Genomic DNA, 26,427 nt, shown 5'->3' with positions numbered 1-26,427 from the left:
CGGTTTCATCGCAGTTGGAGCCAGCCGAGCGCGAGGGTGGCGACCAGCACCGGCCCGCCGATCAGGGCCAGTCGTTTCCACTGTGTCCGATCGCGATAGACGGCGGCGATGATGGCGCATGCGCACAGCCCGGCCAGGTAAGCGGCATGCAGCCATGGCTCGCCCGGCACCGCGGGCGCCTCCACATCCTCGAGGGTGGCGCTGGTCGACCACCACATCCACCAGGTGCCGGAGTCGAAGCGGCGGAACGCGACGAGAGCGCCCAGGGTCGACATGATGAAGGTGATCAGCACGCCGCCTGCGAAGGGCAGCCAGCGCGCGGCGAGGACGCCGAGCAGCCCGGCGCCGGCAAGGATGAACGGAAGCTGGGCGAGCTCTCCAGCGGTCTGCAGCTGCGCGGGCGGGATGTCGTTGAGGCTGTCGACCAGAGCCATGGCGCCCGCCGCGATGGCGCCGGTGGCGGCCAGCGGAAGCGCTATACCCAGACTCATCGCCCAGGCCCGGCGGGTGTCAGTGGTCGGCGTGACATTCAGCGTCTCCTCGGCCCGGCCGCGGCGGGCGCTGCTGGCGACCAGGTTCGCCGTGAAAAGCACGATGAGGGGCGAAAAGAACGCGACGGCCACGAAGATGGTGCCATACCAGTAACCAGCGGTCCGCCCGTTGCTGGCCGAGTCAAGGGCGGTGGTCACGATGACTATGACGGGTACCAGCCACAGCAAGGGATGCCGGGCGAGGCGAAGCGCCTCCCGGCCGATCAGCGGCGTCAAGCGGCGCACAGCGGAGTCCACAGCGCTCATGAGTGGGAGACCTCCAGCTCGGGTTCGCCCATGAGCAGGAGGTAAGCGTCCTCCAGCGTGGGTGGGATCAGCTCGGCGCCGGCGGGCGGGTCGCCGACGTTGCGATAGGCGCCCTCGCCGGTGCGCCAGGCCGCCAATGCGGCGGGCGAGCGCTGCGTGTCTGTCCACACGCGACCCGCGGCCTGCGCGGTCAGCTCGGCCGGGGTACCGGTGAACCGCGCCTGGCCCTGGTGGATCACGGCGATTCTGGAACACAGAGCGGTGATGTCCTCGGTCTGGTGACTGGACATGACCACCGTGCGCCCCTCGCCCGCGTGGGAGATCATCTCCCGGAACCGCAGCCGCTGCTCGGGATCGAGGCCGACCGTCGGCTCGTCCAGGACGAGCAGAGCAGGATCGCCCAGCATGGCCTGAGCCAACCCGACCCGCCGCCGCATTCCGCCGGAGAGGGCCCGGATTCGCTTGGCGCTGACCGATTCCAGCCCGGTCAGCGCGACGACCCGGCGGACTTCGTCGTGCCGGGCCCGCCGCTCGGTCATCTGCTTCAGAATCGCCACATAGTCAATGAACTCGAAGACCGTGAACCCTCGATGGAAGCCGGCATCCTGCGGCAGGTAACCCAGCCGCTCTCGGATCGCCGTGCGCTCGTCGGGGCGCGACGGGTCGCGACCCAGCAGGGTCACCTGGCCCCGGTCCGGCGCCAGGACGGTGGCGATAATCCGCAGCAGCGTCGTCTTTCCCGCCCCGTTCGGCCCGAGCAGCCCGGTCACCCCCGGCCCCGCTTCGAGGTCGACGTTGTCCAGCGCCTTCGTGCGACCGAAGGACTTGGACGCGCCATGGACGCGTACGGTGCTCATGCGCTTCTCCCCAGCTTGATCGTGACGGTGTGACGAGTGATGGCGAGCCATAGGCTGCCGCCGATGGCTACGGCGAGCCAGAAGAGCTGGGCGCCGATGCCCACGGCGAGGTGGAGGTGACCGGCGAGGGCGGTCGGGGCGGTCACCAGCACCCACGACATGGCCACCACGCCGACCGCGACGACCGGCGTCACCCGGGCGGTCAGGGCCAGCGCGGCGCAGGTGAGCCCGGCGGTGGGCAGCAACCAGGCGGCGGCCAGCCAATTCGAGCCAGGCAGCGCGAGCCCGGCCACCGCCACGATCGGCACCGTGACCGCCAGCACCGCGGCCGTACGGATCAGCAGCAATCGCAGCCCCGAGTAGGGCGCGGCGAGCCCGATCTCCCGGGTCGGGTCGAGCCCGCCCGCGAAGGCCACCGCCACCCCCGCCAATGGCCCGAGCGGGGCGACCACGAGAAACATCTGCAGGAAGCGCTCATCGAACTGGGCCGCCCAAGCCGCGAGCGCGAGTACCCCCGCGACGGCCAGCAACCATGGCCCCCGCAGCGTCGGCGTCGCGGCTACCAGACGCGCCGTCGCCTCGCCGACGCCGAGCCGGACCAGCATCCGTTCGGGCCAGCTGCGGCGGGGGGCGTCGACCCGGTCGGCCACTTCCTGCCAGATCGCCTCCACCCGGCGGGTATCGACATGTGCGGAGATCCCGTCCCGGCAGGCGGCGCACTTCATCAGATGCGCCTCGGCGGACGCGGCCAGCTGCGGCGGGGCGGCGCCTTGCGCGTACAGGCGGATCGCCTCCGGATCCAGATGCCAAGCGGTCATCCCAACCTCCCCGTCATGCGAGCCGCTCCCGCAGCGTGGCGCGGGCGCGCATCATCCGTGTCTTGACCGTGCCGGGCGGGATACCGAGCAACTGGGCGGCTTCCCGTGTTGTCAGTCCATCTAGGACAGTCGCCTGCACCACCGCGCGTAGCTCCGGTGACAGGCTGGCCAATGCCGCCCCGACGTCGCCGTACTGGACGCCGAGCAGCACGTGCTCCTCGGCCGACGTCTCGACCCCGGCGAACTCCGTCAGCTCACCGGCCGGCGGCCAGCCACGGCGCAGCGCGTCGACCAGACGGCGGATACTGATGCCCCAGATCCACGCGGCCACCTCGCCCCGACGGTCCCAGCGCCTGGCCGACCGCCAGACAGCCACGAACGTGTCCTGCACCACCTCATCGACGAGCTCCGGTGACGAGCACCTGCGCCCGAGGCGCACCAGCAGCCACGGCAGGTGCCGCCGATACAGCTCGGCGAACGCCTCCCGGTCGCCGTCGATGATCGCCGCGAGAAGCTCAGCGTCCTCCCGCGGATCCGGCGCTCGCGTCAACACGGGCGACCTGTCGGTACCCACGGCGCGGATCGGCAGGCTTGCGGCATCGTCAAGAAGATACAGCGAAAAACCCGCCATGAGCAGGCAACCCACGAGGCCCGCCGATTGAGGTCACTGCCATCCACGCCCTCTCTGTCGTAGAGGGCGGGGCAAACGGTTCACCAAACCCGGTTCGAATCGCGCCCGGGGCTAGAGTCCTCGGGTGTGGGCGAACCGATCGCATCCGACTGGCTGAGCTTTCCGCCCAGCCAGCGCTTCGCGCTGGAGCCCGATCCCGCGTGGGACTGGTCCGAGACCGACGCGGAGGGCGCGCTGGTGGTGGAGCTCAGCTGGCTACCTGACGCGCTGGCCGGCCGCCTCGACGAGCTGGTAGCCAGCCCGGACCTGGCGCGGGCGCTGACCGAGGCCGGCGTCACCGGCTTCACGATCGCGACCGCCCGCGGCCTGCTCCACGAGAACTTCTTCGAGGCACCGGGCACCCCCAGCCCGCAGCTGCAACGGCTGGTGGTCGGCGACGAACTCCACGCCGATCTCAGCTATCAACGCAAGACCGGTCTGATCGCCTCGCCGCGCGCAGTCGCCGTCCTCGCCGCCCACTGCCGCCAGCTGACCATCAGCCCGCTGCGTGAAGGTGGCAAATGAGCGGGTGCCCGGTTCAGGTCGCGAGGAGTTTGTTGGAGTTCGCGGATGATTTGGTAGAGGGTCAGGCCGGTGCAGCCGCTTTTGGGTCGAGTCGCAGTGTGGTGATGAACAGGTCGGGACGAACAGCCGCCAATCCAAAGGGCACGAGGCGGTGTCGGAGACTGCGTGGACACTGACCCCGATCTGGCAATTGCCGACTTGCCCAGTGCATGGGCAAAGAAGCGAACATGTCCGTGGCAAAGACTTCATGACGCTGCCGCACCGCCGACAGCTCATCAGGGGCCACCGGACAAAATGAAACAACCTGAAAACTCCGGGTCCGGGTCTGGTCGCTGACGAAGCGCGGTAAAGCGCTGTGGCGCAGAGAATGCCCACCCTGATTAGGGTTGATCATTAATGTGCTGACCGATGTCCTCCAGGCGTTATCTAATCGTTATGGTTCACGCTATGTGAGATAAGCGTAATAGCTTGCATACACATGCATTGGCCGACCTGGTATACATTGTAGTCGATCACTTCTTTCAGTGACGTATCGTAATCATTGGCTGTCCTCGCTCGCCAACAGAGCGCAAAATCGGGGCAATGGAGGTCGTGCAAGCCTCGTACGCTGTCCATCTCGGAGCGTTCCGATGAGTCGGACGCGGGATGTTCCGGCAGAGGAATACGGGGGAGAGGCGATGTCAGGATGTCTGCCACTGCATTGAAGCGGCCTTTGCTTAGGGTGTTCGGGTTAGTGATCAGTCGCGAGAGTCCGTCTGCCCAGATTTCTGTAGCCCCAAACCCGATGAGTCTCTGCTGGGTTCGCCCCACTTGCGATGTGGTGCGCTCGTCGCTTTAGCGATCGATGTTGACCGCTGTACCCTCAGAGAAAGGTCAATGTATGAGAACCAATCGAGCGTTCGCAGGAACGCTGGTTTCTACCGTCCTTTTCGGCTTGCTGGCAATTTCTGTCCAGCCAGCGTCTGCTCACGCGCGATCCGACGATCCGCTTCACGTCACCGTTACCAAACCTGACGGCACCGTTCACTCGTTTCGCGCGCTGCTACCTGAGGAGATCGTGGCTCGTGGTCTGAACAAGAATGTTCCGCACGCAGAATTGCGCGTCGTCGCCCCCCAATTCATCGACAGCCGTGATGCCAAGGTAGTGCCGCCTGTACGCAACCCGAAGGGAACCTCGTCCATCACCATCTTGAGCTGCTGGGGCCATACCACGGATCAAGGATGGGCTGGAGGCGGGGGACTCTGGTCCAGGACGGAGGTAACCTGGTGCAGCGACGGCACTTGGATTAACTACACGGTGGCCAACTGCTTCGGCATCGACGGAGGCTACCCCACGTACGAATTTATCAGTTGCCAGATCAACCAGGTCTATGGCGCTGGCTGGAGTGGTTGGGACGTGAAGACCATCGCGAATCTTTGCGACGCCTGGATTCCTCTGTGGGGCTCATGTGCTCACAACCGCACCTTCTGGGAAAGGTGGGCGTACGGCGCTCAGGGCCAGATCTATTTCCTGGAAAATCACGACGGCTAGACCCTGGTAGCTACAGTCAACAAGCATCGATTGGAGTGGCGACGTCTTGACGCCTAACACCGAACGAAAGCCTTGGAGCACCACCAAGAAGGTTTTAGTTGTCATCGCTGCTGTGATCGCAATGGTTCTTCTGTTGTGCGTTGTCGGCGTGATTCTGGCAAACATCGGATCCTCGGATCCGGCGCATCCGCCGATTTCTTCGGTGACACCCGCCGTTAGCCGAGAACCTGGAAGCTCATAGCGCACATTTGCTACTCCAGAGATGCTCGGCTCAACAAGGTTCCTGATTCTGTCGACCGCCTGCTACGGCGATGGCAAATAAACGGCCCTGCTCATGGGATCTCCATGAGCAGGGCAATTCTGTTTCCTCCACGGACAACAAGCCAGCGGCCCACGTTTGACTACCGCCGCAGCCGATCTCCAGGACTCGTCGTCCCGCCACGCCACCTATGCTTAGTTCCTTGCGCATTTTTCTGGGTTGCGATCCGCGGACGGTGCGGATGTGGATTCACCGGTTCAACGCCGAAGGTGTTGGCGGGCTCGGGAAACAAAGCAGGTCGCAAAGCCGAGTCAGCTGTTCACTTCGAGGTAGTCCACGTTTGGTCCGCCGGCGCTGGTGGTGGCGGTGGCTCTGATGATTGATCCGCTCACGGCGACGGTTCTGGTCGCCCATGTGGTCCAGGAGCCGGTGCCCGGGAAGTCGACCAGGGCGCCGTTGACGTTCATCGGCCGGTTGGTGGTGGTGCCGTTGGCGTAGCGGATGGTGATCGAGCTGGCGGCCGACGGCAGTGCCCACTCCACGTAGCTGCCGGAGACGTTGTTGTAGTTGACGAATCCGGTGCCGCTGAAGCCTGCGTGGTTGGACTCCGCCACGCCCTGGCTGATGGTCGCGTTCTCGGCTTCGAAGCGCCCCCCGGGACCGGGCAGCGGAGCCCACGGCACCTGAGGCGAGCGATAGTAGTCGATGCCCATCAGAGTCCAGCGCGGGCCTTGCTGGCCGAGGCGCTGGCGGAAGCTGGTCCAGCTATGGGTGGACCAGGGGGACCAGGCGAGCTCGGCGAGGGCCGGGAGCCGGGGAAAGGCCATGAACTCGATGTGGTCGGCGGTCACTATGGTTTCGGTCCACAGGGGCGCTTCCACCCCGAGCACGGCCGTGGCGGCGACGCCGCTGAGGTAGGCGCCGGGGTTCCATTCGTAGGCGGTCTGGACTTCGATGAGGCCCGCCCAGCTCTGCCCGATCGGTGTGGAGGAGGTGTATTTCATGTCCAGGTAAGCCTTGTTGGCGGGGGAGAGGATCACCCGCGCGCCGCGGCCGACCGCGTTGGTCACCGCCGAATCGGAGGTCGTCGTTCCCCAGTACTGCATGATGCGGTTGGGTGAATGCTGCACGGGGGCGATCTGGTGCCAGCCGATCACGGTCTTGCCGAGCGCGGGAACCATCGGCTGCACCCTGTTCATGAAGGTCGCGTACTGCGCGGCGGTCAGGGTGTCCGCCTCGTCGCCACCCAGATGCAGGTAGGGCCCGGGGGTGATCGCCGCCAGCTCGGCGAGCACGTTCTGCACGAAGGTGTAGACGACTTCCTTTGACGTGCAAAGGTTGCTGAAGCCGACCCCGGTCCCGGTGTAGAGCGGCGGCGCGACACCGTTGCAGTTGAGCTCGGCGTATGAGGCCAGGGCGGCGTTGGTGTGGCCCGGCATGTCTATCTCCGGGACGACGGTGATGTGGCGCTGGGCCGCATAGGCCACGATGTCCTGGTACTGCGCCTTGGTGTAATAGCCGCCGGCGCCGCCACCGACCTGGGTGCTGCCGCCGACCGTCGCCAGTCTTGGCCAGCCATCGACAACAATGCGCCAGCCCTGATCGTCGGACAGGTGGAAGTGGAAGGTGTTGATTTTGTAGAGCGCGACCTGGTCCAGATAGCGTTTGACATTCGCCACGGGCTGGAAATGCCTTGCCACATCGAGCATCACGCCGCGATAGGCAAATCGCGGGTAGTCCACGATCCGGCCGCCGGCGACGGTCCATTGGGCGGGTTGGCTGGTGCCGTTCTCGATGGTGGGTGGGAGCAGCTGGCGCAGAGTCTGGATGCCGTGGAAGAGGCCCGCCCTGGTCTGCGCGGCGATGGTGATCCCGGCGGTGGTCACGTCCAGCTGATAGCCCTCGCCGCCGACGGCCCCGTTCAGGAGCAGGGAGATGCTCGCGGGGGAGGAGGCGATCGGCAGGTGCAGGAGGCCGGCCAGGTAGGTGGCCTCCTCGGCCGCTCCGGCGCCGGCATAGATCGCGGCGTTGGCGGCAAAGGTGTAGCTGACGCCGGCGGCGGGCTGCACCGTGACCGGGGCGGGAACGACATCTCCCAGCACAGCCGCTTCGACGGCGGCCGGTTTGATCGCTACCAAGGTGGCCGTGAGCAACAGAGCAGCCAGTGTTCGTCGCATGTGCCCTCCTAGGACGTATAGTTAAGGTTCCTAACAAATCTGGCCCATAGTCGTCAATGATTTCGATGTGACATCTGTAGACGGCTTTGGAGGAAAATTAGAGCGCCGCCGCCGAGGCTCGCGCGATGGACATGGTGGTGTTGTCCGACCCCGAGGTGGTGGGGATACCTGTGGTCGAGTGTGGTGAGCCCCTAATCGACGTGCGTAAGATCGCAGCGTTGCGGGTTGATGGCCGGCTGGCCGATCCGCAGGGCTGTTTTGCCAGGTTGCGGGTGGGAATGGTCGATCGGCTGGTGACCGCGCAGACCCTGCTTCCGGCCGGCCTGCGGTTCCTCATCGTCGAGGGATACCGGCCGGCGGAGCTGCAGAAGCAGTACTTCGACGCCTTTGTGCACCGTCTGCGGGTGAAGGATCCCGCCGCGGCCGAGGCGGATCTTCGTCGCCGCGCGGCCAGGTACATCTCTCCGCCCGAGGTGGCCCCGCACGTCGCGGGGGCGGCGGTGGACGTGACACTGTGCACTGTGTACGGTGCCGAGCTCGCCATGGGCACAGAGGTCAACGACACCGACACCACCGCCTGCCACACCGACTCGACCGAGATCGATGCGCGGGCCATCCAGAACCGCCGCCTGCTCGGAGCCGCGCTCAGCGCCGCGGGCCTGGTCAACTACCCCAGCGAGTGGTGGCACTGGTCCTATGGGGACCGTTACTGGGCCTATGTCAGCGGCGCCGGCCATGCCTGTTACGGTCCCGCCGAGGTCTGAGTTGCCCCCTGTGCGCCGCATTGATGCGGCAAGATGTCACCATGCTGGAGTTCCGGCTCCTGGGGCCGGTCGAGGCTAGCTGCCTTGACGGTGCCATACCCTTGGGTGGTACCAAACCACGCGCCCTGCTGGCGGCGCTGCTGCTCGATCACGATCATGTCGTGTCCGCCAGCCGTCTCGTCGACGTGGTCTGGCCGGACAACCCGCCGGAAAGCGCCCGTGCGCTGGTCCAGACCTACGTTTCTTCCCTGCGCAAATCGTTTGCCAGATATGGTTTCCGCGACCTCATCACCACCCGTCCGCCCGGCTATCTGCTGCGGCTTCGATCGTCGGATCTGGACACCAACACCTTCGCCGGTCTGGTGCAGCAGGCCCGCGCCGCGGCCAATGCGGGCGACGACGATCAGACCGCGGCCCTGTTGCGCGAGGCGCTGTCGCTGTGGCGCGGTCCGGCACTGTCCGGAGTGGAGAGTTCACCGCTCGCAGCCGAGGCCCGGCGTCTTGACCAGCTGCGGCTGGCAGCGCTGGAGGAGCGTTTTGAGGCGCAGCTGAGACTGGGCCGCCTCGACCACATGGCCGAGCTGACCGGTCTGGTCTCGCGGCATCCGGCCAACGAGCGGCTGCGCGGGCAGCTGATGACGACCCTGTACCGCCTCGGGCGGCAGGGCGATGCGCTGGCCTGCTACCGCGAAGGCCGTGACGTGCTCGTCGAGGAGCTGGGTGTGGAGCCGGGGCCCGAGCTGGCCGCGCTGCACGCCGCGATCCTGCGCGGTGACATGCCTGAGGATTCCTCGCTGCCCGCCGCCCAGACCGCTTCGCCGACGGTGGTTCCGGCGCAGATCCCGCCCGCGCCGGCGGACTTCACCGGGCGCGCCGACCCGCTGGAGCGCCTGGTCTTCGATCTGCAAAGGCCCTGTCCCGGGGTACACATTGTGGCCGGGCAGGGTGGCAGCGGAAAGAGCGCCCTGGCCACCTTCGCCGCGCACCGCATCGCCAAGTCCTTTCCCGACGGTCTGCTCTTCGCCGAGCTTCGCGGAATGAGCGACATGCCGGCCACCCCGGGCGAGGTGCTGGGCGGATTCCTGCGGGCGCTGGGCGTCGACCCGGTGCAGGTGCCCGACAGCGCACGGGAACGCACCGAGCTGTTTCGCAGCTTCGTGGCCAACCGCCGCGTGCTCGTGCTGCTCGACGACGCGGCCGATGAGCGGCAGGTGCGGCCGCTGCTGCCCGGCGGGCAGGGCTGCGGCGTGCTGATCACCTCGCGCGACCGGCTGCCCGGCCTTTCCGGCGCTTGCCTCATCGAGCTGGAGATGCTCGCCGACGGGGAAGCCCTCGGATTGCTTTCCAGCATCGCCGGGGACGACCGAGTTGCCGCGGAACCCGAAGCGGCCCAACGCATCCTGTCGGTCTGTGAGAACCTGCCGCTGGCGATCCGCGTCGTGGGCGCGCGGCTGGCGACCCGTCGCCAGCTGCCACTGGAGGTGCTCGCCGGGCGGCTCACCGACGAACGCCAGCGCCTCGACGAGCTGTGCGCCGGTGACCTGGCGGTGCGCACCAGCATCGGCCTGAGCTATCGGGCGCTGGCCGACGAAGCCAAGGTTGCTTTGCGCCGCATGGCTTTCATCAGTATCCCGGACTTCTCCCCGGAAGTCGTGGGCTGGCTGCTCGACGGGGACGGCGCCGGTGCCGAGCGCCGCCTTGAGCTGCTCGTCGACTCTCAGCTGGTCACCTTCGCCGGCCCGGACCAGCTGGGGGTGTTGCGTTACCGCCTGCACGACCTCGTCCGGCTCTACGCGCGGGAGGCCGCCGAGGCGGAGGAGCCGATCGAGGAGCTGCACGCCGCGGTCGCCCGGGTGGTCGGCGGCTGGCTGAGGGTGTTGGAGCGGATCGCGGAACACTTCCCGCCGGCCGACATCGTTTGGCGGCAGGAGGCAGTTTCGGCCCCGCAGCACGAAAGCGAGCCGGTGGAGGTTTCCAGCCGGATTCTCGATCGGGCCTCGGAGTGGATGCAGGGCGAGGAGGCGGCGATGGCCTCCGGAATCGAAAGGGCTGCCGCGCTTGGCATGCACGAGCTGGTGTGCGAATTCGTCGCCAGCCGCGCGGCGATGGAGATGGAGGGCGCCAACCGGTTCGACTTCCGAGCCCGCATCGTCGGTGCGGCGCTTGAGGCCTCGCGGCGGGCCGGTGACGCTCAGGCCGAGGCAGGGATGCTCGCGCAGCTGGCCCAGCTTCGCTACGCGCAAGACCTGTACGGCGACGCCCGGCGTCACTTCAGCGAGGCGCTGAGCCGCTTCCGGCTCATCCACGATGTGCGGGGCCAGGCCGCGGCGCTGGCCGGGCTGGGCGCGGCCTGCCGGGAGCCGGGCCGTCTGGCCGAGGCGCTGCATTTCCTCGACCAGGCGGCGACGCTGCTGCAAGCGCTCGACGACCAGCGGGGCATCGGTTACGTCTACCGGCTGCGCGGCTCGGTCCGGCTGGAACAGGGCGACTTCGACGGCACGCAGTCCGATCTGGACATCTCCCTGCGCGCCTACCGCGCGGTGGGCAGCGAGCGCGGCGCCGCCTACACGTTGCGCACCATGGGCCTCTACCACCGGGCCATCGGCGAGCACGCGGAGGCGATGCGCATGTGCGGCGAGGCGGCCGCCATCTTCGAGCGGCTCGGCGACGAGTTGATGCAGTCGTACGCGGTGCGCGCGCAAGCCAAGGCGCAGATGCGTCTTGGCGACGCGCCGGGCGCCCTGCCCCGGCTGGAGTGGGCGTTGTGGGCCGCCCGCAAGGTCAACGACCGCTGGGGGCAGGCGAACACCCTGCGCGTCCTGGGCCAGCTGCACCTTGCCGCGGGCCGGCTCGACCTGGCCGAAAGCTGTCTGGACGCCGCGGTTTCCGTCTGGGACACCATAGATGCGCCGCTGTGGCGGGCACGCACCCGACATGACCTTTGCCTGGTGTACCGCGCACGGGGCGATGTCGCGGCCGCAGACGAGACCCTGGCCGAGGCCTGCCGCGTCTTCCACGATCACGGCGCTCGCGAGTACAAAGAATTCTGTAGATGCATTGAAGAGAATTTGAAGCAGCCGCGCTGACCGTTGTCGGCATGTCAAACACCATTGCGTCCCGCATTATCGCGGTCACCGCGGCTGCGCTGAGCGCCGCCACCCTAGGGCTCGTGGCCGCTACGGCAACCACCATCGCCGTCCCCGCACCCGCCTACGCCGCCTCCTCCATCGGCGGCAACATCACCCGCAGCGAGATCCTCACCCGCGCCACCAACTGGTACAGCCGGCGTCACGACTCTGACATGACCTACAGCATGACCGCCTTCACCTGGGACGGTGGGCACACCCGCCAGTACCGCCGCGACTGCTCCGGCTTCGTGGGCATGGCCTGGCACCTGGCTTCCGACCCGAACACGCAAGGCCTTGACGACTCCGCCTACACGGTGGCCATCAGCCGAAGCGACCTCAAGCCCGGCGACCTGCTCGACGACACCGTCGACAACGATCCCGGATATCCGTTCCACGCCATCCTCTTCGGCGGCTGGGAGGACTCGGCGAAGACCCGGTTCTGGTACTACAGCTTCGGCGGCACGCCGATGGTCAAGGTAACCGGCGCGACGTTCAGCCAATCCACCCTCTCCGGGCACCCGACGTCACAGTACAGGGCGTTCCGGTACAAGAAGGTCGTCGACGACGTCTCGGGAACGGCCAGCATCTATGGCTTCCTGACCGATGGCCGTATGACCTACACCGCGGTGAACGTGGCCACCGGTGACCGTACCCACGGCGCGGTCGTCTCCACCTCCACGCTGGGCTTCGTCCCTAAGGCGATGGCAACACTCAACTTCAACACCCTGCTGGTCACCAACCCCGGCGGTCAGCTGTTCCGGGTGGACGTCATCACCAACAACGAGTCGCTGGTGTTCAACGCGCCGGTGCTTCTGGGTGGTGGCTGGACACACGATCTGCTTGCCTATGACGGGCACGGCAGCCTGTTCGGTATCGCGGACGGCACCTTGCGCCGCTACACCATCACCGCTACCAAACCCGCAGCCTCCAATATCACCAGCAACACCGTCATCGACAACGGCTTCACCCTCAAAACCCTCACCACCACCGGCACCGGCTGGATCCTGGGCACCACCAGCAGCGGGCTGCTGTTGTCCTACCGGATCAGGGGCGCGGGCGACTGGGACCGCTACGAACTGAGGGGCTCGACCTGGCAGGTCTTCGACAACCTGATGGCGCGCGGCCCGGTCTACTTTGGACACCGCCCCGAAGGCTCGATGCACCGCTACATCGACGACAACCCGCTGGACGGCAACGGTTCCGACCTCACCGGCGAAGGCCTGGTCGACGAGGCCGGTTGGACCCAGTACCTGCTATCCGTCCAGCCGCTGTAGGGACCTGTGATGACAAGCATCTCCCGAAGGACCCTCCTGGGCGCGGCCGGAGCCGCCGTGCTGGGTAGCGCGACCGCAATGTCTTTCGCCACACCGGCTCTGGCCGCCGTGCGGCGCGGCATCGACTACTCCTGGGGCCGCCCGAGACCAAGCGCGATCGCGGCCGCCGGTTACTCGTTCGTCTGCCGCTACGTCAGCTGGAGCACCACCGGCAAGAACCTCACCCGATCCGAGGCGGACGCCCTGCGAGCGGCCGGGCTCGACATCGTCACCAACTGGGAGTACGAGGCGAGCGAGGCCCTGGGCGGCTACTCGGCCGGCGTGGAGAACGCCACCGAGGCCAACCGTCAGGCGATCGTCTGCGGCATGCCGTCCAGCCGGCCGATCTACTTCAGCGTCGACTGGGATGCCAGCGCGGCGCAGCAGGGCACCATCAACGCCTACTTCGACGGGATCGCCTCGGTGATCGGCCGCAGCCGCACCGGCGCCTACGGCGGCTTCAACGTCATCGACCGGCTCTTCGACGCCGGAAAGGTCACCTGGGGCTGGCAGACCTACGCCTGGTCGGGCGGCAACTGGGACTCGCGAGCGGAGCTCCGCCAGGTGCAGAACGGCATCACCGTCGATGGGGCGGACTGCGACCGCAACGAGGCGCACGCCGCCGACTTCGGCCAGTGGGGCGGGCAGCCCCGCGGCACGGCCAGCATCTACGGGGCGCTGGCCGACGGCCGGCTCACCTACACCGCCGTCGACGCCTCCACCGGAACCCGCACCCACGGTGCCGTGGTCTCCACGGCGACGCTGGGTTTCGTCCCCAAGGCGATGGCCACGCTCAACTTCAATACCATCCTGGTCACCAACCCCGGTGGTCAGCTGTATCGGGTGGACGTCATTACCAACAACGAGTCGCTGGTGTTCAACGCGCCGGTGCTTCTGGGCGGCGGCTGGACGCACGACCTGCTCGCTTTTGACGGTCATGGCAGCTTGTTCGGGATAGCGGGCAACACCTTGCGCCGTTACACGATAACGGCGGCCAAACCCGCCGCGTCGAACATCACCAGCAACACGGTCATCGACTCCGGCTTCACCCTCAAAACCCTTACCGCCACCGGGCCGGGCTGGATCCTGGGCACCACCACAGGCGGGCTCCTGTTGTCGTACAAGATAAACGGGGCTGGTAACTGGGACCGCTACGAGCTGAGGTCGTCCACCTGGCAGGTCTTCGACAACCTGCTCTCGCCGGGCGGCGGTGTCTACTTCGGACACCGGCCGGAAGGGTCCATGCACCAATACGTTGACGCCAGCCCCTACAACGGCAGCGGCAGCGACATCAGCGGCGCGAGCGTGGTCGACGCCGCGGGCTGGACGCAGTACCTGCTGTCGGCTCAACCGGCAACGGTCAGCTGAAGCGGCACGGGCGAACCCGACGGGGTTCGCCCGTGCGCCTCGCTACGGCCTCGGGTCGCGGCGGGGAGCAGATCAGCGTCGGGCTCGGCTGCTGAGGCGATGGTCCGGGGCCGGGCATTTGCCGGGACCAATACCTGAGTAGTCTTGCGGTGTGGACGAGGATGCCGAGTTCTACCGGTGGTACGGGCCGTGGGCGACGTTTACGCCGCCACAGGCGGCCGAGTTGCTCGCGGGGATACCGGTGAGGTGGTGGATTTTCGGCGGCTGGTCGATCGACGCGTTCACCGGCCAGTCTCGCGTTCACGAGGACATCGACATCGCTTTCCTGCGCAGTGATCTGCCCGCGGTGCTGGAGCACCTCCTGCCGACGCACTGCGTCTGGTCCAACGCCGGCGGCACGCTGCGGCCGTTGCGGACACCGCAGGAGCTGCTCGACGGTTGCCGGCAGCTATGGATTCGCCAGGACGGCGCCAGCCCATGGTTATTCGACGTCGGCCTCAACCCCCACGAGGGTGACACCTGGATCTGCGCACGCCACAACACCGTGCGATTGCCGATGAGCGAAGTGGTGTACGAGCAGGGCGGCATCTCTTATCAGCGACCCGAAATCACCCTGCTGCTCAAGGCTTGGCGCAACGAGCCCAAGGACCGGGCAGACCTGCACGCGACGGTGCCGCTGCTGGCGCCGGATCGGCTGGCATGGCTGCGCACAACGCTGGAGCAAATCCACCCAGGACACCCGTGGCTGGCGAACCTGCCGACGTCTACGCAGGAGTCGTAGATGCGACTGTCGGCCCTCTGACGTATTCAGCGCTCTCGATCCCCTCTCTGTCCTAGTGACTCAACCTCGCACGCGCAAGGAGGCACGCACCTGCGCGGCGCGACCTCAGTCACCACACGAAGGGGAGAATGCCATGTGGCACATCAACAGTCTGACGACGCCGACCGGCGAAAAGGGCGCGATTTGGGGAGGAAACCCGAATGCGGTGGGACCGCGCGCTTTCGGCGAACGGCTCGGTCCGCAGGGATCGGCCTATGTCGTCTCGGCCGGCGACCTGGGCTCGTTGACCATCAGGGACATCGGAGCAGGTCCGGGTCCCGGTCAGTGGGCGTTGCTGATCAACGACAAACAGCAGTGTCTGTACATGGGTGAGGGTCAGCTCGCCATCACGGTCGATGCCGGGAACGTCGCGCAAATCACCGGTGGCGTTGCGCCGGTGGCGATCCCGCTGCTTCGCGAGATGGAGGACACCGGATCGATCACGCGGCAGATCATCTCGCTGGTATCCAGTGCTCCTTCGCTTTACCCCGCATGGAACGCCGACCCGATGACCCTCATGTACGCGGCCGGGTTCCCGCGCTCAGCCATGCTCAATCTGCGTCAGCAGATCGGCAATGCTCCGGACTGCTGCGCACAGTTCATGACCTGGCTCAAGACGGTGCATTTCCCGACCGGCGCGGAGGCGGAAGCCATGGGCGGATGGCTGAGTTGCGCGCTGTGCAAGGGCTTCGTGGTCGGTTGCGCAGCGGCGGCGTTCGTGGCCGTTGCGGCCGCCTGTATAGCGGCCGGACCCGCTGGCGCGGCCGGCGCGGTTGCCGTGCTCGAGACCTCGAGCTCCGTCGCCGCATTGGCCACGGCTGGCGGGCTGACGGTCTCCGCGGTGGCGAGGATGGCGGTGACCGTGTTCTTCGCGGCGGGCGCGGCGGCCTTCGTCGGTTCCCTTATCGACTCGCTGTGTGCCTCGATAGGGGCATGCGACAACTCGGCCTTGGCCGTCGACCTCTCGGCCGCAGCCGCCTGACAGATTTTTCTGGGTACGAAGACCGCGCCGGGCTGGATGGAGCAGTCCCAAAAGCCATCCGGCCCGGCGTCGGGCTCGCGCGGCTGAGCCACTGGCGGCCGAGGATACTGGGGGACATGCCTGAGCCCGATCGGTCCGCCTTGGCGCTGGCAGCCTTGCTGGCTGGAGCCGCTCTAACGCACTTCGCCGCGCCGCGACCCTACGACGCGATCGTGCCGCGCCGTCTGCCCGGATCGCCGAGATTGTGGACCTACGCCAGCGGGTTGGCCGAGCTGACCGTCGCGGCTGCGGTCGCGCACCCACGTTCCCGCCGCGTCGGCAGCCTCGCCGCGGCCGGGCTGTTCGCGGCCGTCTTCCCGGCCAACGTGAAGATGGCAATGGATTGGCGCCATCGCCCGCCGGTCCAGCGGGCGATCGCCTACGGCCGGCTACCCCTGCAAGCGCCGCTCATCTGGTGGGCGCTAAGGGTCGCCTCCCGTCACAAGCCCATCCGCTAGGCCAACCCGCATTTCGCGTCCTCGTGGCCGGCGCGGAAGCGCTGGCCACGAGGACGCCAGGCCCGGCCACCCACGCCGGGTCGCCGTCCAGTTTGGACGTTCTACGGTGCGGGCTGGTGGTCGGCGGTGCTGCGGATCCGGCTCGCCATGAATGCCGCCACCGCCGCGGCAGCCATGCCGATCGCCACCGGCACCAGCGAGACCGCCGACTGTGCCGTCTCGGCCAGGCCACTGCCGGCGCGGAAGAAGAACAGGTCGGCGTCCGACGCCGGCTCGACCCTGTAGACGATCTGGGCAATCCATGCGGTGGCGGCCGCGACCGGGACGAGCGCCGCCGTCTGGCGCAGCGGCAGGACGAGAGCAACCGCGCCGCACGCGAGCAGGGCAGCCGCGTTCACCAATCCCCACAGCAGCCACAGCACGGGAGTCAGGCGATCGGGCAGGAAGATACACACATCGAACACGAACGCGGCAGGCACCAAAAAGGCGAAAGCTCGGGCGCGCCGCGGCGGCACGACATGTCGGCGCGAGGCGACCAGCAGACCTAGGCCGGCCAGACCGACGGCGACCACGCCGAGCGTGGCGGCCAAGACACGGTGCCCGGTGAAGTCCGGCTCGGCGCGCAGCGGCACCATTGTCGATCCCGGCACACCGAGACGTTCCCAGTGGCCGGACGCGTCCCGGCGCAGCAGGCCGTCGCGGGCGTTGGCCACCATCACCACGTACCCGTCTGAGCCTTCAAAAATGGCGATGCATTGGGAAGCGAGGGCATTTTTCGGGTCGTTGAGGTCGAGATGGTCGGCGGCGAGCGCCCGGTATTGCCAGCCCGCGATCTGCCAGGCGGTGCTCCAGGTGACGCCGCCGTCGCGGCTTTCCTGCACGTGCAGCTCGCCAGGCACGACCTGGTAGCAGATCGAGCCGGTGCACGCCTTGGTGTGCCGCACCGGCTGCTCCTTGGTGGGCAAAGGAGTGAACGTGTGGCCGCCGTCCGCGCTGACGCCGATGCTGTGGATCGCGTCGGTGCTGTCGCGATTGACTATCCCGTAGCCGTAGGCCATCTGTCCGTCGATCTCACCGACCCACGTCACGGTGTCATAGGACGCGGCTGACGTGGCGACCGTGGCCAGTAGCCCGGCCGGCACCAGCACCAAGGCTCGGACCTGGCGCGCAAACCGGTCCGTCGCCGCCTTTTTGCGGCAGCGCCGCCACACCGCCCATGTCAGCGCAAGCACTGGCAACGCGACGAGGTCGGTGCTGTCCGCGAGCACGGCCGACGGCCCATTCGGCACGGACCAGGCCCGCGACGCGAGCTCGGCCACCACAGGACTGACCTTTAGGACGGCGAAGCACACACCCGTGGCAATGACAGCGAAACCGGCGAGGAACCGGCCCGAGACGGCCGGTAGCAATATCGCCAGCATCACCGCCAGAACCGGTGGAAACATCAGCATCCCGGCGATGTCGCTGAGCTTTCCGGTGATGACGCCCGGCCAGGCGTCCTTGAGCAAATGGTCGTTGATCAGCAGCAGCGCCAGCCCGGCCACACTGAGCGGATGCGAAATCCAGGCTAGGCACGGGCCGAGGGCATCGGCGCGTCTCCCCGTCGTCATGGCAACAGGCTCGCCGATCTTGATCACGGCGATGTCTCGGCTTGGCCCCAGTCGTCAATCGACCTTGGGATCGGGGATTGTCTACGGCATGGAAGATGAACCTCCACTTTGAACACGCCGTCATCCTCTATATTGATCGCAATGAGATCCCCTTCCGACGGAACCAAGCACGCAGCCGGGCTGCCGGCCTACGCGGCCCCTGGCATCATTCCCTTAGACGGGTACGGCGACCTGCGCAACGTGGTGTACAGCGGCGGCCAGCTCGCGGCCTGTGCGACGGTCGCGGTCGTCCTCGACGCGATTCCGCCGGTCCTGACGTCGGTCGAGGAGGCGTGGCCGGGTCATACGCTCGCCCTTACCAGGGCCCAACTATGCGTCGAATTGTCGCTCGGCACCGGCGACGGCCTTAACTGGACGCTGAGCTTCGGCGATGCGGTCGGGTACCTTGTCCAGCCCTACCAGTCACATCAAGAGTCCGACCCCGACCTGCTGGTGGAGGAGCTCGCCGCGCAGCCCGACGTCGATAGCGTCAACCATCACGACACCGAGTCCTTCGAGGTTCGGATGGCACGGGTGTACCGGGCCGACGAGATGCTCGCCCGCTGGCTCGATGCGATCGTCAAGGCCCACCGCAGCTTCGCCCGCCACCGGGGTATCGCCCTGCCTTACTAAGCGCGCAGGGTGTTACGCAGCAGGCCGGGCAACGATCGCCGCCAGCAGCCGATCATGCTCAGCGGGCTGGCCGATCGCCGGACGGTCCTCCGGATGCTCTGCGTACCAACGGATCGCGTCAGCCACGAACCACGGATGCACGTTGAGTTGCAGCGGGATGGCCGGCACCTGCCTTGTCCCGCTCATGACCGGCCAGCCTCGCTGGCTCACCAGTTCAGGGCGGGTCGTTATGAGCTGGAGCCGGTTTGCCGTCGTCAGCGGACGTGGTGGCCCGCCCGCGGCGAGCGCCTCCCAGGGGATCGTCCTGCGCAGCAGGGGCGTGTAAACGGTAACGCCATCGGGGGTCAGTTTGAGTGTGGTGGCTCGCCAGGCGTGGGTGACCAACATGGCGAGGACCGGAGTCATGAGAACGCCCAAGGCCGTGCCGACGATGGCGAAGGTGCGGTCTGCGTCGTTCCATTTGTTGATGACCTGGGCGTAGTTGTTGGCGGCCAGCAGCAACAGCAGAAAAACTATGAAGCCCGGAGGAAATACAGTGGACGCCCAGAAGCCGGTGCCATCTGCCACAAATCGCGTCGGCCGCCTCTCCGAGGCGATGAAATGCTTGAGAGCCAACACGCCCAGCGCAATGCCGGTGGCGAGGACGAGCAGCAGCCATGCCAGGGAGAGGTTTGACAGCAGCAGGCTGCGTGTTCGGTAGGCCACCACCTGTATCGCCGTCCCGGCGATGCACAGCGCGACTCCGGCCACGACGAGCAACCGCGATCTGCGCGGCTCTGGCAATATCATGCGCTCTTTGTACCCGCTCCTTGCCACTTCAGGTGCCCCGCGCGTCTTCCGAGGAGAGCCGGTAAGGGCGGTGCTCGGTCGGCGGCGTACTCAGCAGCCGAGCTGTTGGTGGGCGACCAGGCGCAGGGAGCCGGGCGGGGCGGGCTCACCGCAGCGGATGGTGCCGACCTCGATGCTGTCGAAGGTGGTGTAAGGCGTCCCGTTGATGGGCACGGAGATTCCCCAGAAGCCGCCGGTGCTCGTGGACGACTTGGTGATGCACTGCCAATTCTGGAACCGGCCCGATACCTTCCGGGTCCCCTTGTAGAGGCCGTAGTAGCCGGGCTGGCTGAAGGTCCACCGCATGGTGGTGGTCTCGGTGCTGGTGTTCGAGGTGACATGCTGCACCGTGAAGCCGATCTTCACCGAGACCTTGGCCAGCAGCGCGCCCGCCGAGCTGCTGATCTCCGCCGAGGCGCCCACGGTGGTGGTCACGGTCTCCATGACGCTGAGCGTCTCGGTGATCTCGCCGGTGGTCCCGGGGTCGATGTTGATCGCCTTGAACTGGGTCAGCACCGGGTCCACCTGTGCGGAGTCGACCTCGGTCACTATCTGGCCACGGTTGGCGCCGGTGCAGGGGATGGTCGGCGGGCTGGCGTGCGCCGCGGTGGGGAACGCGAGTGCGGTGGCGCCGGTGGTGAGGGCGACGGCGACAGCACACCTCAGGACGCTACGGGCAAGCCGGGGCATGGCATTCCTCCACAGTGATAGGCGGAGATCAATGCGCAGAGATTAACGTCCATAGATTAAGCCGTCAATGGGGGAGGCCGAGGTCAGCGCCGGCCGCCCATTTCCCAGTTGTGCACCTCGATTTCGGCGTACCCGCTCGGGGGCAGGATCGCCCGTGCCTTTGCCGCGTCAGGCGCCTGGACGAGCGCGGCGGTGCCGAGCCAGGCCGCGCCGTCGTCTGACAGCAGCGGACCATACGCGATCAGTGCCTCCCGATCCGCGGTGAGGTGATCCTCGGCTTTCCCGCTGCCCAGACCGAGGACCAGGTACAGGCCGCCATCTGGCCGGCCTCCGGGGAACTCCCACATGGTGCGGCCCAACGTGTTGTGCCACCGGCGCAGCATTACGTCGCGGTACACCCCGGCCTGGTAGTTGGGTTCATCGAACGCGAAGGCGCGGGCGGCAGCGGGATCGGGAAGGTCGACGATGTGCACGCTTCCGGTCGGCGTGTCATCGTCGGTGAACGTCGGCCCGCGGGCGATCAGCTCGACTTCGTACCGGTCCATGTAGGACCAGTGCGCCTCCAACAGTTCACCGCGCAGGGCCGCGGAGCCAGTCCGGTCGCGGTGGTAACAGAAGAACTCCATGCCCAATCTTCTCGTGCCGCTCAAACCGTGATGTTCGCCACCCCCTATTGGACTGAGGCTCTCCCTGATTGACAACTTGCAGGTCAGAAGGGGGTGTAGGCGTCGCCGGGCTGGGCGAAAACGGGGTGATACCTGGCAGAAATTGCTGCAATGTGGATCGCTGCGATGAGTTTTGTCGGTGGCGATGGTCAGTATTGGCATGACCGCTATTGCTACTAAGACCGCCGACCATGACCACTTTCTTTCCTCCAACCATGATCGAGGTACTGTGCTCAGCCAGCAGCTTGACTCACCCGCCGAGGCCGTGACCGCGACCTCAGGTCGCACCCCGCCCGTGATCCGGCTGCTTGTGCTGGCCACGTTTGTGGTCATTCTCAATGAGACGATCATGATTAACGCGATCCCGAGCCTGATGGGCGCGCTGAACATCACCGAACAGACGGCGCAATGGCTTTCCACCGCCTTCATGCTGACCATGGCGGCGGTGATCCCGATTACGGGCTGGTTCCTGCAGCGGGTGTCCACTCGCGGCGCTTACGCCACCGCGATGGGTTTGTTCCTGCTCGGCACCACATTGGCCATCGTCGCGCCGAGCTTTGAAGTGCTCCTTGGCGCCCGCATCATTCAGGCGTCGGGCACGGCGGTGATGTTTCCGCTTCTGATGACCACGTTGATGCATGTGGTGCCCGAGCATGACCGGGGAAGGGTGATGGGCAACGTCACCTTGGCCATTTCGGTCGCACCCGCGATGGGCCCGGCGATCTCTGGGGTGATCCTCAACTTCGGGTCCTGGCGTCTGCTGTTCGCTGTGGTGCTTCCCATCGCCGCTCTGATCACCTGGGGTGGCATGAAGCAGCTGGAGAACGTCGGCGAGCCGGAGGTCAGCACCATCGACTGGTTCAGCGTGGCCTTGGCCGCCTTCGGCTTCGGTGGCCTGGTCTACGGTCTGAGCCGGTTCCAGGGCGGCAGCATGGGGCTGGCCACCGCGATCGTCGTGGCCGGGCTGGCCGCTATCGCCGTTTTCGTCGGCCGCCAGCTGTGGCTGCAGAAGCATGGCGTGCCGCTCATGGACCTGCGCACCCTCAAGCACCGCACCTACACGATCGCGCTGATCCTGATGTCGGTCGCCTTCATGGCGATGCTCGGCTCGATGATCCTGCTGCCGCTCTACCTGCAGAACATCCGTGGGCTCAGCGCCCTGCAGACCGGGCTGCTGGTGATGCCGGGCGGCCTCGCGATGGGTCTGCTCGGGCCGACCGTGGGCCGTCTGTTCGACAGGTTCGGCGGACGGGTTCTGATCATCCCCGGCGCGATCGCGATCGCTGTCGCGCTAGCCGGCTTCACCCAGGTCTCGATGACCATGCCGTACTGGCAGGTCCTCCTGGTGCACACGCTGATGATGCTGGGTCTCGCCGCGACCTTCACCCCGGTCTTCACCCTGGGGCTCGGCGCGGTTCCGCCGCACCTGTATGCCCACGGCAGCTCGATCCTGGGCACGCTGCAGCAGGTGGCAGCGGCCTTCGGCACAGCGCTCGTGGTCACCGTGATGAGCGCGCGAGCCGATTCGCTTAAGGCCGAAGGTGTCGCGGCCACGGTCGCCAATCTCGACGGCATGCGGCTGGCGTTCATCATCGGTGTGGTGTTGTCCATCGCCGTGATCATCACCGCGCTGCTCCTCCCGGCCAGGGCGGACAGCCAACCCGACAGCGTCGGGCACAGCCACTGAATCTGCTGGAGGCGCGGGGCGAGGGGGTCTGTCTGGACTTCGCCGCGCTCTGTCCAAATGCGAGGCCGCCAGACCGTGGCGATGCAGGACCTCGATGAGCGTCAAAAGGCTGTGCCAGCCTGTGTAATCGGCAAACTCGCCGCCGGCTTGTCCATCCAGCCGGCGGCGATTTTGCGCGCCCGTACCCCCACGAGTTCATGGCGTGGTGAGGCCTAGCCCCCGGGGGCCGGCCGAGATTGACAGCGCAGACGCCTTGCCGACAAGCCGATGGCTTCGCTATGTTAACCGGTAATCGCACATCGAGAGTCGTGAAAGCGTCGCACCGTCCCTCTTGTAAGCCCAGTCTGTCAGTGATTTAGGCCTTGCATGAGCAGCGCCATGCCTCCAAGGAAGCGGGTAAGTTAATGAGTCATCTCAGCAGACGGCACGTGCTGTCGCTCGGTGCCGCACTCGGCTTGGTCAGCGCGGCAGGCGCTGGCGTGGCCACGGCAACGCCAGCCCTGGGCGCCGACCCGTGGTGGGCCTGGGACAACGAAGTGGACGGGCTGCTCGCCGGCCTGCTCACCACCGGCCAGATCCCGGCGGTCAACACCGCGATGCGGTCATGGGTGAGCAACGGCGATCCGCTGCCCAGCGGCCTGCCCACCGAGCTCCAGGCACACCTGCAGCAGCACAACACGTTGCCGTCGTGGGCCGATCGCACCAAGCTCCGCCTCGCCGCCGACTTCAACCGGCGCAAGGACACTTACCTTTTCATGCTCTACGGCCTGGGCAGTGGCATCATGAGCACAGTGATCCCACGCGAGGCCAGGTCGGTGTACTGGTCAGCGGGCGGCGCAAACATGCAGGACCGCGCGGCCAAAACGTTCACCTTCGGCTACGACCTCAGCGACCTGAACGCGTTCGAGCCCAGCGGCCAGTTCGTGGTCACCGCCAACAAGACCCGTCTGGTGCACGCCGCGGTAAGGCATCTGCTCCCACAGTCGCCGCAATGGCGGGCGGGCGCGCAAGAGCCGGGGAGGATCCCGATCAGCAACGGCGACATCCTGGTCACCTTCCACAGCCTCGGCACCTTCGTCCACAAGAAGCTCAAAGAGTGGCGCGTGCCGATGACGGCGGCGCAGGAGGACGCCTTCCTGCACAGCTGGCAGGTCGCCATCCACCTGCTCGGAGTGCGCGACGAATTCATCCCGCAGACGTGGGCCGCCGCCTACGCACAATCGGCCCAGGTGCTCACACCGATCCTCACCGTGACACCAGAAGGACGAGAGCTGGCAGAGGATTTGCTCGGGCTCACAGCGCAGGTCGACCTGGGAGTGACCCGCGGCTTCCTCAACGAATTCGTCCGGTACGTGCTCAGCAACGAGATCGGCGACTGGCTCAGGCTGCCACGCGACTACGTTGCCGCGGCCCTCATCCGCACCGCGTGGCCCGCCTACATCGCGTTCCGGGAAGGCCTCATCCCCGTTGCGCCACTGCAGTTCTACATGCTCGACCAGTTCATCCGGGCCTTGGCGATGCTGTTCCTCAACAGGGGCGGCTCAACGACCACCACGCCCATCGTCATCCCCACCGGAAACCGGCCCTGAGCCGAGCAGCACCACCTCCGTCGCGGTCGGCGACCGAGGTGGTGCTGGACCGGCTATGCGCGCCGCGGGCATGATGGTGCAGCGCGGCGGTGAGGATCTCGCCGCCGACGGTGCCGAGAGAGGGGCGATATCATGAAGGCGCGCCGGTACTGGCTCGACAGGATTCAGGCCCTGGACCCGGTGGCCGATCATGAGGAGATCTACCGGATCTCGGCCGGGCACGAGTTCCCTTGGGACTACACGCGTGCGCTTGAGCTGGCGCTGTTTCGCACCTACTGCGTGCCGAGCATCTCGGCGCTGCTGTCGGCGACCGGCGAGTTTCGCGAACGCCCGCAGAAACGTTACGACGACACGGCCCTGCTGATGGCCGAACTCGCCTCCAGCGGTTACGACTCCGAGCGCGGCAAGGAGGCGTTGCGAGTCATCAACCGGGCACACGGCCGCTACCCGATCGCCGCCGACGACATGCGTTATGTCTTGTCCACCTTCATCTATGAGCCGATCGACTGGCTCGACCGGTTCGGCTGGCGGCCACTGTCCGGCCACGAGCGCCTGGCGGCCTTCCATTTCTACTGCGAGGTCGGCCGGCGGATGGGAATCCGCGACATTCCCGCCGGCTTCGACGAGTTCCGGGCCTTCAAGGTGGCGTACGAGGCCAAGCACTTCAGCTACGCCGATACCAACCGCGAGATCGGCAAATACACCCTCGAGCTCCTGTGCAGTTGGTACCCGCGCCCGCTGCGGCCCGCGGCCCGTCTGGGCGTGCGTGCGCTGCTTGACGATGCGATGCGCACCGCTTTCGGCTTCGACGCGGCACCGGCCTGGGTGACGCGGGTGGCGCAGGGCGCGCTGCGCTTGCGGGCCCGGGTGGTCGCCCGCATGCCGGCGCGGATGACGAGCCGGCTGGCCCGCGACCCGGGCAACCGCACGTACCCGGGATATCCGCAGGGCTATCGCCCCTCCGACCTCGGTGTGGACAACTCGGCGGGAAGAGCCTAGGTTACCTCGCCGTGTGTGGTCCACATTCCACTGTCCGTATTGGAATCTGAAGCGCGCCGGACAGTGCGGTGCTGTTCTAACATCGAGCGGTGTTTCCAGATTCGAGTCAGCCACACCGCGGCCGGCGCCGCACCCGCCTCGTGGTGACGGGCGGCGTGCTCGCCGCGGTCATCGCCGCGGCCTCGGTCTACGTCGTGATCCGGCTGACGGGCCCGGCCGGTGACACAGCGTCGGCCGTGTCGCCGACCGCCGCGCCTTCCGGCACCGCGGCGAGCCCGACGGCATCGAACACCCCTGTGCCGTCGGTGTCGCCGAGCCCCAGCGCCGCACTGGGCTGCTCGTCGGGCACCAACGTCGCCGACGGCCGCGATCCGTTCGGCGGCTGCTGGCCCGGACCGAACACCACCGGCGTACCGGCTGGAGTGAACCTGGTCAAATACGACGGGCCGTGCACGATCAGCCGGGACGGCACCGTCATCAGCGCCAAACTCGTCAAGTGTGACCTGCAGATCCGTGCGGCGAACGTGGTCATCGAGAAAAGCCACATTGACGGCACGGTTTACGCCGAGATCTCGAACGCCTCATTTACCGTGACCGACTCGACCGTCAACGCCTCACCCGAGGGCATCCGGCAGACGACCGGCGTCGGCCAGAGCAACTTCACCCTGCGCCGCACCGAGGTGATCGGCGGCAACCGCGGCGTGTATTGCCACCTGAACTGCACCATCGTCGACTCCTGGATTCACGGCCAGAAGATCAAGGACGACTGGCACGCCTCGGCAGTGCGCATGGGCGAACGCACCACCATCACCCACAACACTATGGTGTGCGATGCGCCGGTGCAGCCCGACCCCGAGGGCTCCTGCTCAGCCACGCTCACCGGCTACGGAGACTTCACCCCGATCCGCAACAATGCGATCCGCCACAATCTGTTTCTTGCCACGGCTTATGCCGCGTATTGCGCGTATGGCGGCTCGACCAAGGGCAAGCCCCACTCCGGCCAGACCTCGAACATCGTCTTCGACAACAACGTGTTCCAGAAGGGCAAAGCCAAAGGGAGCGCCTGCGCCCTCTATGGCCCGATTGGCGACTACGACCCCGCGGTGTCCGGCAACGCGTGGACCAACAACCGCTTCGACGACGGCACTGTCATCCCGAGCAAGCGGTACTGATCCTCGCCG

At 66.8% G+C, this 26,427-nt stretch carries 24 protein-coding genes and 1 pseudogene; 15 read left to right on the top strand and 10 right to left on the bottom strand.

Annotation, left to right across the window (positions count from 1 at the left end):
* Window positions 1-5: 5 nt before the first annotated feature.
* The 4 genes from Rhe02_RS09525 to Rhe02_RS09510 are packed head-to-tail and all read right to left on the bottom strand — an operon-like array spanning window position 6 to window position 3,103.
* Window positions 6-797, bottom strand: coding sequence for a hypothetical protein (locus Rhe02_RS09525; RefSeq protein WP_203907741.1), 792 nt, complete (start codon window positions 795-797; stop codon window positions 6-8).
* A complete protein-coding gene (locus Rhe02_RS09520) occupies window positions 794-1,654 on the bottom strand; it encodes an ATP-binding cassette domain-containing protein (RefSeq protein ID WP_203907740.1) in 861 nt (286 codons plus the stop codon). Before Rhe02_RS09520 ends, Rhe02_RS09525 begins: the two co-directional genes overlap by 4 nt.
* A complete protein-coding gene (locus tag Rhe02_RS09515; protein WP_203907739.1) occupies window positions 1,651-2,472 on the bottom strand; it encodes a hypothetical protein in 822 nt (273 codons plus the stop codon). The genes Rhe02_RS09520 and Rhe02_RS09515 overlap by 4 nt, the downstream gene beginning before the upstream one ends.
* Before the next feature lie 13 nt (window positions 2,473-2,485).
* Window positions 2,486-3,103 (bottom strand): RNA polymerase sigma factor, encoded by a 618-nt coding sequence (locus Rhe02_RS09510; RefSeq protein WP_239123594.1) that lies wholly within the window; start codon window positions 3,101-3,103, stop codon window positions 2,486-2,488.
* 126 nt (window positions 3,104-3,229) lie between these two features.
* On the opposite strand from Rhe02_RS09510, the gene Rhe02_RS09505 reads away from it, so the two are divergent.
* Window positions 3,230-3,667, top strand: a complete 438-nt coding sequence (locus tag Rhe02_RS09505) for a hypothetical protein (RefSeq protein WP_203907782.1) — start codon at window positions 3,230-3,232, stop codon at window positions 3,665-3,667.
* A gap of 114 nt (window positions 3,668-3,781) precedes the next feature.
* Here Rhe02_RS09505 and Rhe02_RS09500 read toward each other — a convergent pair.
* A pseudogene (locus Rhe02_RS09500) lies at window positions 3,782-3,865 on the bottom strand (transposase); the annotation flags it as partial.
* A 682-nt stretch (window positions 3,866-4,547) separates the two neighbouring features.
* On the opposite strand from Rhe02_RS09500, the gene Rhe02_RS09495 reads away from it, so the two are divergent.
* Window positions 4,548-5,198 carry a hypothetical protein gene (locus Rhe02_RS09495; protein WP_203907738.1) on the top strand — a complete coding sequence of 217 codons (651 nt, stop codon included), beginning with the start codon at window positions 4,548-4,550 and terminating at the stop codon, window positions 5,196-5,198.
* Between the two features lie 449 nt (window positions 5,199-5,647).
* Window positions 5,648-5,833 carry a helix-turn-helix domain-containing protein gene (locus Rhe02_RS50870; protein WP_373320614.1) on the top strand — a complete coding sequence of 62 codons (186 nt, stop codon included), beginning with the start codon at window positions 5,648-5,650 and terminating at the stop codon, window positions 5,831-5,833.
* Here Rhe02_RS50870 and Rhe02_RS09485 read toward each other — a convergent pair.
* Window positions 5,769-7,634 carry a family 20 glycosylhydrolase gene (locus tag Rhe02_RS09485; RefSeq protein WP_203907736.1) on the bottom strand — a complete coding sequence of 622 codons (1,866 nt, stop codon included), beginning with the start codon at window positions 7,632-7,634 and terminating at the stop codon, window positions 5,769-5,771. The genes Rhe02_RS50870 and Rhe02_RS09485 overlap by 65 nt on opposite strands.
* Before the next feature lie 125 nt (window positions 7,635-7,759).
* On the opposite strand from Rhe02_RS09485, the gene Rhe02_RS09480 reads away from it, so the two are divergent.
* The 7 genes from Rhe02_RS09480 (at window position 7,760) to Rhe02_RS09450 (ending at window position 16,506) form a co-directional block, all read left to right on the top strand.
* Window positions 7,760-8,398, top strand: coding sequence for a M15 family metallopeptidase (locus Rhe02_RS09480; protein WP_239123593.1), 639 nt, complete (start codon window positions 7,760-7,762; stop codon window positions 8,396-8,398).
* Between the two features lie 41 nt (window positions 8,399-8,439).
* On the top strand, window positions 8,440-11,484 hold the full coding sequence (locus tag Rhe02_RS09475) for an AfsR/SARP family transcriptional regulator (RefSeq protein WP_239123592.1): 3,045 nt from the start codon (window positions 8,440-8,442) through the stop codon (window positions 11,482-11,484).
* Window positions 11,485-11,495: 11 nt separating this feature from the next.
* Window positions 11,496-12,800: a C40 family peptidase gene (locus tag Rhe02_RS09470; RefSeq protein ID WP_203907735.1), complete on the top strand. Its 1,305-nt coding sequence runs from the start codon at window positions 11,496-11,498 to the stop codon at window positions 12,798-12,800.
* 9 nt (window positions 12,801-12,809) lie between these two features.
* Window positions 12,810-14,207 (top strand): DUF1906 domain-containing protein, encoded by a 1,398-nt coding sequence (locus Rhe02_RS09465; RefSeq protein WP_203907734.1) that lies wholly within the window; start codon window positions 12,810-12,812, stop codon window positions 14,205-14,207.
* Between the two features lie 151 nt (window positions 14,208-14,358).
* Window positions 14,359-14,988: a nucleotidyltransferase domain-containing protein gene (locus Rhe02_RS09460; protein WP_203907733.1), complete on the top strand. Its 630-nt coding sequence runs from the start codon at window positions 14,359-14,361 to the stop codon at window positions 14,986-14,988.
* Between the two features lie 133 nt (window positions 14,989-15,121).
* On the top strand, window positions 15,122-16,009 hold the full coding sequence (locus Rhe02_RS09455) for a hypothetical protein (protein ID WP_203907732.1): 888 nt from the start codon (window positions 15,122-15,124) through the stop codon (window positions 16,007-16,009).
* A 116-nt stretch (window positions 16,010-16,125) separates the two neighbouring features.
* Window positions 16,126-16,506, top strand: a complete 381-nt coding sequence (locus tag Rhe02_RS09450; RefSeq protein ID WP_203907731.1) for a DoxX family protein — start codon at window positions 16,126-16,128, stop codon at window positions 16,504-16,506.
* Window positions 16,507-16,607: 101 nt separating this feature from the next.
* Here Rhe02_RS09450 and Rhe02_RS09445 read toward each other — a convergent pair whose 3' ends face one another.
* Window positions 16,608-18,116, bottom strand: a complete 1,509-nt coding sequence (locus Rhe02_RS09445) for a hypothetical protein (protein ID WP_203907730.1) — start codon at window positions 18,114-18,116, stop codon at window positions 16,608-16,610.
* A 141-nt stretch (window positions 18,117-18,257) separates the two neighbouring features.
* On the opposite strand from Rhe02_RS09445, the gene Rhe02_RS09440 reads away from it, so the two are divergent.
* Window positions 18,258-18,788 carry a hypothetical protein gene (locus Rhe02_RS09440; protein ID WP_203907729.1) on the top strand — a complete coding sequence of 177 codons (531 nt, stop codon included), beginning with the start codon at window positions 18,258-18,260 and terminating at the stop codon, window positions 18,786-18,788.
* 12 nt (window positions 18,789-18,800) lie between these two features.
* Here Rhe02_RS09440 and Rhe02_RS09435 read toward each other — a convergent pair whose 3' ends face one another.
* The 3 genes from Rhe02_RS09435 to Rhe02_RS09425 all read right to left on the bottom strand — a co-directional run bounded on the left by Rhe02_RS09435 (window position 18,801) and on the right by Rhe02_RS09425 (window position 20,932).
* Window positions 18,801-19,577 carry a hypothetical protein gene (locus tag Rhe02_RS09435; protein ID WP_203907728.1) on the bottom strand — a complete coding sequence of 259 codons (777 nt, stop codon included), beginning with the start codon at window positions 19,575-19,577 and terminating at the stop codon, window positions 18,801-18,803.
* A gap of 90 nt (window positions 19,578-19,667) precedes the next feature.
* Window positions 19,668-20,306 (bottom strand): hypothetical protein, encoded by a 639-nt coding sequence (locus tag Rhe02_RS09430; protein WP_203907727.1) that lies wholly within the window; start codon window positions 20,304-20,306, stop codon window positions 19,668-19,670.
* 83 nt (window positions 20,307-20,389) lie between these two features.
* On the bottom strand, window positions 20,390-20,932 hold the full coding sequence (locus tag Rhe02_RS09425; protein WP_203907726.1) for a YciI family protein: 543 nt from the start codon (window positions 20,930-20,932) through the stop codon (window positions 20,390-20,392).
* A 199-nt stretch (window positions 20,933-21,131) separates the two neighbouring features.
* Between Rhe02_RS09425 and Rhe02_RS09420 the strand changes: the two genes are divergently transcribed.
* The 4 genes from Rhe02_RS09420 (at window position 21,132) to Rhe02_RS09405 (ending at window position 26,418) form a co-directional block, all read left to right on the top strand.
* Window positions 21,132-22,658, top strand: a complete 1,527-nt coding sequence (locus tag Rhe02_RS09420; RefSeq protein WP_203907725.1) for an MDR family MFS transporter — start codon at window positions 21,132-21,134, stop codon at window positions 22,656-22,658.
* Between the two features lie 404 nt (window positions 22,659-23,062).
* Window positions 23,063-24,247, top strand: coding sequence for an oxygenase MpaB family protein (locus Rhe02_RS09415; protein WP_203907724.1), 1,185 nt, complete (start codon window positions 23,063-23,065; stop codon window positions 24,245-24,247).
* A 132-nt stretch (window positions 24,248-24,379) separates the two neighbouring features.
* Window positions 24,380-25,246 carry an oxygenase MpaB family protein gene (locus tag Rhe02_RS09410; protein ID WP_203907723.1) on the top strand — a complete coding sequence of 289 codons (867 nt, stop codon included), beginning with the start codon at window positions 24,380-24,382 and terminating at the stop codon, window positions 25,244-25,246.
* An 89-nt stretch (window positions 25,247-25,335) separates the two neighbouring features.
* The gene (locus tag Rhe02_RS09405) at window positions 25,336-26,418 is read left to right on the top strand and encodes a hypothetical protein (protein WP_203907722.1); all 1,083 of its coding nucleotides are present in this window, start codon (window positions 25,336-25,338) and stop codon (window positions 26,416-26,418) included.
* Window positions 26,419-26,427: the final 9 nt, after the last annotated feature.

The organism is Rhizocola hellebori (assembly GCF_016862955.1).
GTDB classification, from domain to species: domain Bacteria; phylum Actinomycetota; class Actinomycetes; order Mycobacteriales; family Micromonosporaceae; genus Rhizocola; species Rhizocola hellebori.
Note: the sequence above shows the minus strand (reverse complement) of the source record. Positions and strands in the feature narration are given on the sequence as shown.